This is a genomic window from Caulobacter sp. SRI_008, from assembly GCF_057586355.1.
Genome location: NZ_JBYCZS010000050.1, coordinates 1 through 6,434, shown reverse-complemented (window position 1 = coordinate 6,434; position 6,434 = coordinate 1). Strand labels below are relative to the sequence as shown.

Annotated in this window: 3 protein-coding genes; 2 read left to right on the top strand and 1 reads right to left on the bottom strand. The window is 67.3% G+C overall.

All coding sequences use genetic code 11. The features are described 5' to 3' along the window. Positions 1 to 104 precede the first annotated feature (104 nt). Positions 105 to 851: a GntR family transcriptional regulator gene (locus AC2YHT_RS25515; protein ID WP_487292596.1), complete on the bottom strand. Its 747-nt coding sequence runs from the start codon at positions 849 to 851 to the stop codon at positions 105 to 107. A 272-nt stretch (positions 852 to 1,123) separates the two neighbouring features. On the opposite strand from AC2YHT_RS25515, the gene AC2YHT_RS25510 reads away from it, so the two are divergent. Both AC2YHT_RS25510 and AC2YHT_RS25505 read left to right on the top strand, forming a co-directional pair. Then, a complete protein-coding gene (locus AC2YHT_RS25510; RefSeq protein WP_487292595.1) occupies positions 1,124 to 3,874 on the top strand; it encodes a TonB-dependent receptor in 2,751 nt (916 codons plus the stop codon). A 209-nt stretch (positions 3,875 to 4,083) separates the two neighbouring features. Further along, entirely contained in the window at positions 4,084 to 6,372 is a 2,289-nt protein-coding gene (locus AC2YHT_RS25505) for a family 20 glycosylhydrolase (RefSeq protein WP_487292594.1), read from the top strand. Positions 6,373 to 6,434: the final 62 nt, after the last annotated feature.

Below are 6,434 nucleotides of genomic sequence, written 5' to 3'. Positions count from 1 at the left end.
TCACCACCGAGGCCTCGCCGGCCTCCTGGAACATGCGGGTCGCTTCGGACGTCAGGGCTTCGGGGCGGGTCAAGACGGCTTCCTTCACGAGGGCGGGCGCGAGATCAGGACAGGGCGTTCAGTTCGGCCACGAAGTCGTAGGCGTCGCCGCGGTAGTAGGACTGGGTTACTTCCACCGCCCGGCCGTCCTTGAGGAAGCCGCGCCGCTCGATCAGCAGGCCCGCGTCCTTGGTCGGCACGTCCAGCAGGTCGGCCTGCTCGGCGGCGAACAGGATGGCCCGCAGCCGCTGAAGGGCGCGCACCGGCCGGTGGCCGGTCTTTTCCAGCGCCTCGTACAGCGAGGTCCCGACGATGTCGGTGGAGGGCAGGGCGAAGGCGGCGATGGTGGTGTATTCCACGGCCATCGGCGAGCCGTCGGCGTAGCGGATCCGGGCGAAGCGATAGACCGGCGTGCCGGGCGACAGGCCAAGCGTCAGCGACTCCTCGGGCGTCACCTGGCCCTCGCTGCGGCTGATCCATTCGCTGTGCGGCACCCGGCCGCGCGAGATCATGTCCTCGGTGAAGGACGACAGCGCCGAGAAGCTCTTTTCCACCCGCGAGGCCACGAAGGTGCCCGCGCCCTGACGGCGGGTGAGCAGCCCCTCGCTGACCAGGCCGTCGAGCGCCTTGCGAACGGTGATCCGCGAGATGCTGAATTCTTCGGCAAGGTCGCGCTCGGCCGGCAGGGCGTCGTCGGGCGCCAGCACCTTCTTCTGGATGGCTTCGCGCAGGGCCCGCTGCAGCTGCTTGTACAGCGGCGCGTGGTCCTGCCCGTTGCCGTCCAGGCCCCCGATCTTTTCGGAAAACAGCATCAGGTCCCCACCAGCGTCAGGCTTGCATCTACCGCGATTTGCGCACCCCGGCGGCGCACGCAACAGTTCATGACCATTTTCATACCAATTATCTCATGGTCTGCAATTGGTTCTTTTTAGGTATTGTCATCAGCAAAAATTTCGTCACAGTCACACTCCGAGGTCTGAGAAGTACCGCTCTTTGCGGCTTTGCCGCGAGAAATTGGTATCGGATTGGGCTTGGGGTTCGGCTCCGGGTCCAAAGACCCGGCACAATGGGGAGAAGCCGAGTTATGAAGAGCATTCACAAGGCGGTCCTGACCGCTTCCGCCAGCCTGCTGGCCGTATTGGTCGCTGCGCCCGTCATGGCGCAGGAGACCCCGACCTCCGTCGATGAGGTGGTCGTCACCGGTATTCGTGCGTCGCTTCAGCAATCGATCCAATCCAAGCGTAACGCCGACGCCATCGTCGACGTGGTCACCGCCGAGGACGTCGGCAAGTTTCCGAGTTCGAACGTCGCCGAAGCGCTGACGATCGTTCCGGGCGTCACCGTCGACCGCCAGTTCGGTCAAGGTGAAAAGGTCTCTATCCTGGGCACCGACCCGGCCCTGAACCGCACTCTGCTGAACGGCCAGACGGTCGCCTCGGCCGACTGGTTCATCCTTGATCAGCCGGGCCGGACGTTCAACTACGCCCTGCTGGCCCCGCAGATCGTCGGCAAGGTGGAAGTCTACAAGTCGCCCGAGCCCCGCCTCGACGAAGGCAGCATCGGCGGCACGGTGATCGTCAACACCCGCAAGCCGCTGGACCTGAAGTCGCTGACCCTCCAGGGCTCGCTCAGCTATCTCTACAACGATCGCTCCAAGAAGTCCGACCCGCAGGTGGCGGTGCTGGGCAGCTGGAAGAACGCCGACCAGACCTTCGGGATCGCGGTCTCGGCCCAGCACGCCAAGGACCAGCTACGCCGCGACGGCATCGAGTCCTACGGCACGATCCCGGCCAGCTACTATAACGGCGGCAACCCGGAGAACCCGGTCAGCTCGATCACCAACGGCAACTGCACCGGAACCTGCGCCACCACCCTGGCGGCCAATCCGAACGCCCGCGGCGTCAACTCGCTGTCGGTCTCCTATTTCGAGCAGGAGCGCGTCCGCGACAGCTACACCGCCGCCGTCCAGTGGCGCCCGACCGACGCCCTCGAGCTGAACTTCGACTGGCTGAAGATCAAGGCCACCTACGACAACACCAACCAGTCGCTGTTCGCCTTCCAGGGCAACACCTGGAACAGCCTGGGCGCGCTGACCGCGATCACCATCGAGGACAACGTCATCCGCAAGGCCTCGTTCAAGCACGCGCTGAGCGTGCTGGACGTGCAGTACCGCGAAGCCGAGCTGAACTCCGACACCTATCACCTGACCGGCAAGTGGACGGGCGACGGTATCGACGTGTCGGGCGAGGCCGGCTACTCGAAGGCCGACGGCGGCACCAAGCGCCAGCTGTACGGGGAGTTCCTGAACTGGGCCGACTACACGGTCGACTTCACCGGAACCCCGGGCTCGCCGGGCGTGCTGACCTATACCAACCCGACCGCCGACGGTAATCCGCTGGCCGACGCCAGCAAGTTCTCGTTCGACGGCGGCTGGGGCGGCGGCGATCCGTCGGTCGGCCCGACCGGCTACAACGCCGGCTGGGGCGGCAACATCGTCTCCAAGCCGACCACCGACAAGGAGAGCTACGCCCAGATCGACGCGGGCAAGGACTTCGAAGGCGTGATCAAGCGCGTGCAGGTCGGCTACAAGTACCGCAAGCACGAGACCACCCAGGCGATGTCGGGCGTGACCGTCTCGGTCTACGGCAACCCGGCCAGCGCCTCGCAGTTCAACCCGTCGATCGTGCCGAGCAACTATCTGAAGGGCTTCGACGGCGTCACCGACGCCATGGGCAGCCGCTTCAAGATCGATGGCGAGGCCCTGGCCAACTACATCTCCAGCGGCGGCTACCTGCGTCCCTGGCAGGCCAAGCCGGTGCCGACGATCTTCGGCAACGCCGAGTTCACGGCCCAGAACTGGGGCATCGAGGAGACGATCAACGCCCTCTACGGCCAGGCCGACTTCCAGGCCGACAACGTGCGCGGCAACTTCGGCCTGCGCTACGTGAAGACCGAGTCCGACAGCGGCGGCTACACTTGCGTCAACCAGACCGCCACCGGCTGCGGCACCACGGCCGCCGACTGGGCCTGGACGGTGAAGTCCAAGAAGTACGAGGACTTCCTGCCCAGCCTGAACGTCATCGTCGACGTGAAGGAGGATCTGGTGTTCCGCTTCGCCGCGGCCCAGGTGATCTCGCGTCCGAACTACGCCGACATGTCGAACTACTTCTGGCTCTCCGACCAGATCCTGACCGGCGGCGGCGGCAACCCGGACCTGAACCCCTACAAGTCGAGCAACGTCAACGCCTCGATCGAGTGGTACTTCGCGCCGGAGGCCATCCTGTCGGCCGAGGTGTTCCACAAGGACATCAGCAACTACATCCTGCAGCAGACCGTCGCCGAGCAGCACTTCAACCAGGCGCGCAACGCGGTCACCACCTACCAGATCAGCCGTCCGACCAACGCCGGCTCGGCCACGGTCAAGGGCGCGGCGTTCGCCTACCAGCAGACCTTCGGCCTCGGCTTCGGCCTGCTGGCCAACTACACCTACGCCGACGGGGAAGCCGACGGCGGCGCGCCGCTGCCCTACAACTCCAAGCACCAGATCAACATCAGCCCGTTCTACGAGCACGGTCCGTTCTCGGCCCGGGTGACCTACAACTGGCGCTCGAAGTACTTCACGGGCCTGGACCGCGGCGACCAGATGTTCGTCCGCGCCTACAAGGGCCTGGACGCCACGGCCGGCTACGCCTTCACCGAGAACGTCAACCTCTCGGTCTCGGCGCAGAACCTGCTCGACAGCGAGTATTACGCCTACGCCAACACCACCATGCTGCCCCGCGGCGTCTACCGCACGGGCCGCAAGCTGCAGGCGACGATCAACGTCTCCTTCTAAGCGGAAGCCGATCCGGGGGCGCGCTTCAAAGACCGGCGCGTCCCCGAACCCGCTGATTTGCATTCAACGCGGCTTGGTTCAGGATCCCTTCATGAGCCGAGCCGCGCCTTTCCCCCTCCTGACTGCAAGCAGCGAGCTGGGGCGGGTTGGTCTTGCGGCCGGCCCGCCTCCCTTTTTGCCGCTGGCTTGCCGGTGAGAGCTTTCCCCGCATGATCAAAGTCCTGCTGCTGGCCACCGCGGCCATGGCTATCGTGGCGCCGGCCCTGGCCGAGCCGCTGACCCTGACGCCTGCGCCGGCCAAGGCCGAACGCGCCGAGGGCGTCTTCCGCCTGACCGCCGCCACCCGCATCCATGTCGCCAAGGGCGATGTCGAGGCCCGGGGCGTGGCGGTGCAGCTGGCCGACCTGCTGCATCGCGCCCGGGGCCTGCGCCCGGCCGTGGTCGAAGGCGCGCCGACGGCCGGCGAGACGGCGATCTCGCTCGTGCGCGGCGGACCGGACGGTGAAGGCTACGCCCTCGACGTCGCGCCCGGCGGGGTGAAGATCACGGCGCTCAAGCGCGCCGGCCTGTTCTACGGCGCGGTCAGCCTGTGGCAGCTGGCGGTGCAGGATGACAGCAAAGGCGCGGTCGACGTGCCCGCCGCCCATGTGGAGGACGCCCCGCGCTTCGCCTGGCGCGGCTTCATGCTCGACAGCGCCCGCCACTTCCAGTCGGTCGAGACCATCCACACGATCATCGACGGCATGGCGGCCCACAAGCTCAACACCCTGCACTGGCACCTGGTCGACGACCAGGGCTGGCGGCTGGAGATCAAGAAGTACCCGAAGCTGACGCAGGTCTCGGCCTGGCGTCAGCCGGCCGGGGCGGCGGGGTTCGATCCCAAGACCGGCAAGCCGGTGCGCTATGGCGGCTTCTACACCCAGGATCAGGTGCGCGAGCTGGTGGCCTATGCGGCGGCCCGCAACATCACCATCGTTCCCGAGATCGAGATGCCGGGTCACGCCCTGGCGCCGATCGTGGCCTATCCGAAGCTGGGCCTGACCGATAATCCGCCGGCCCTGGCCCGTCACGACTGGGGGATCTTCCCCTATCTCTACAATGTCGAGGACGGCACGTTCGAGTTCCTCAACGACGTGCTCGACGAGGTCATGGACCTATTCCCGTCGGAATACATCCACGTCGGCGGCGACGAGGCGGTCAAGGACCAGTGGAAGGCCAGCCCCGTCATCCAGGCCAAGATCCAAGAGCTGGGCGTCAAGGACGAGCACGGCTTGCAGAGCTGGTTCATCCAGCGGGTCGAAAAGCACATCAACGGCCGCGGCCGCCGGCTGATCGGCTGGGACGAGATCCTGGAGGGCGGTCTTGCCCCCAACGCCACGGTGATGTCGTGGCGGGGGATCGACGGGGCCATCGCCGCCGCCAGCCAGGGCCACGACACGGTGCTGTCGCCCGAGCCGACCCTCTATTTCGACCGCCGTCAGAGCACGTCTTTGGACGAGCCGCCCGGCCGGATCACGGTCAGCAGCCTCAAGGACGTCTACCAGTTCGACGCCGCGCCCGACGCCCTGACGGCCGACCAGCGCAAGCACATCCTGGGCGTCCAGGCCAACCTCTGGACCGAGCACGTGCGCACCGACGAGCGGGCGCAACTGATGGCCTTCCCGCGCCTGGTCGCCCTAGCCGAGACGGCCTGGACTCAGGAGGAGCGCCGCGACTGGGACGGCTTCACCCAGCGCCTGCCGGCCGAGATGGCGCGGCTGAAGGCGCTGGGCGTCGTCGCCGACACCGCGCCGTTCGAGCCGCAGGTCACCTTGCGTCCGGGGCAGGGCGGGGCGGTCGCGGCCAGCCTGGCCAGTGGTCTCACCCTTGGCCAGGTGCGGTACACCACCGACGGCTCGGAGCCCTCGGCGGCCTCGCCGGCCTATGACCAGACCCTGTCGCTGAAGGCGGGGACGACGCTGAAGGCGCGCAGCTTCCTGGGCGCGGCGCCGCTGGGCCGCACGCGCGGCTGGGCGGCGACGGAACTGGCGGCCAACACCCGCGAGAGCCGGCAGCTGGAGTTGTGCGGCGCGGCGATCCCGCTGGCCTTCGAGGATGACGCCCCGATCAACGGCAAGGACGGCCCGCGCGCCATCTTCGCCATCGACCTGATGAACCCGTGCTGGATCTGGAAGGGCGCGGACCTTTCCAAGGGGCTGAAGCTGACCGCCCGCGTGGGCCAGGCGGCCTGGAACTTCCAGATCGGCGCGGCCAAGGACCAGATCGTGGTCCGTAAGCCGGCCACGCCCGACGGCGAGCTGGAGGTGCGGCTGGGCTGCAAGGGCGAGCGCATCGCGGCCATCCCGCTGGGCAAGGCCGGGCGCGGTCCGGGCCTGGGGACAGTGAGCGGCGTGCTGCCGGCTCGTGAAGGCGTGCACGATCTTTGCCTGACCTTCACGGCCAAGAGCCTGGATCCGATGCCGGCCCTTGACCGCGTCACCCTGACGGCCGGTCAGTAGCGCCTTCTTCCCCGTTCCCGACGAGAATGCCGCCCATGTCCACCCTGGTGCTTCAATCGCCG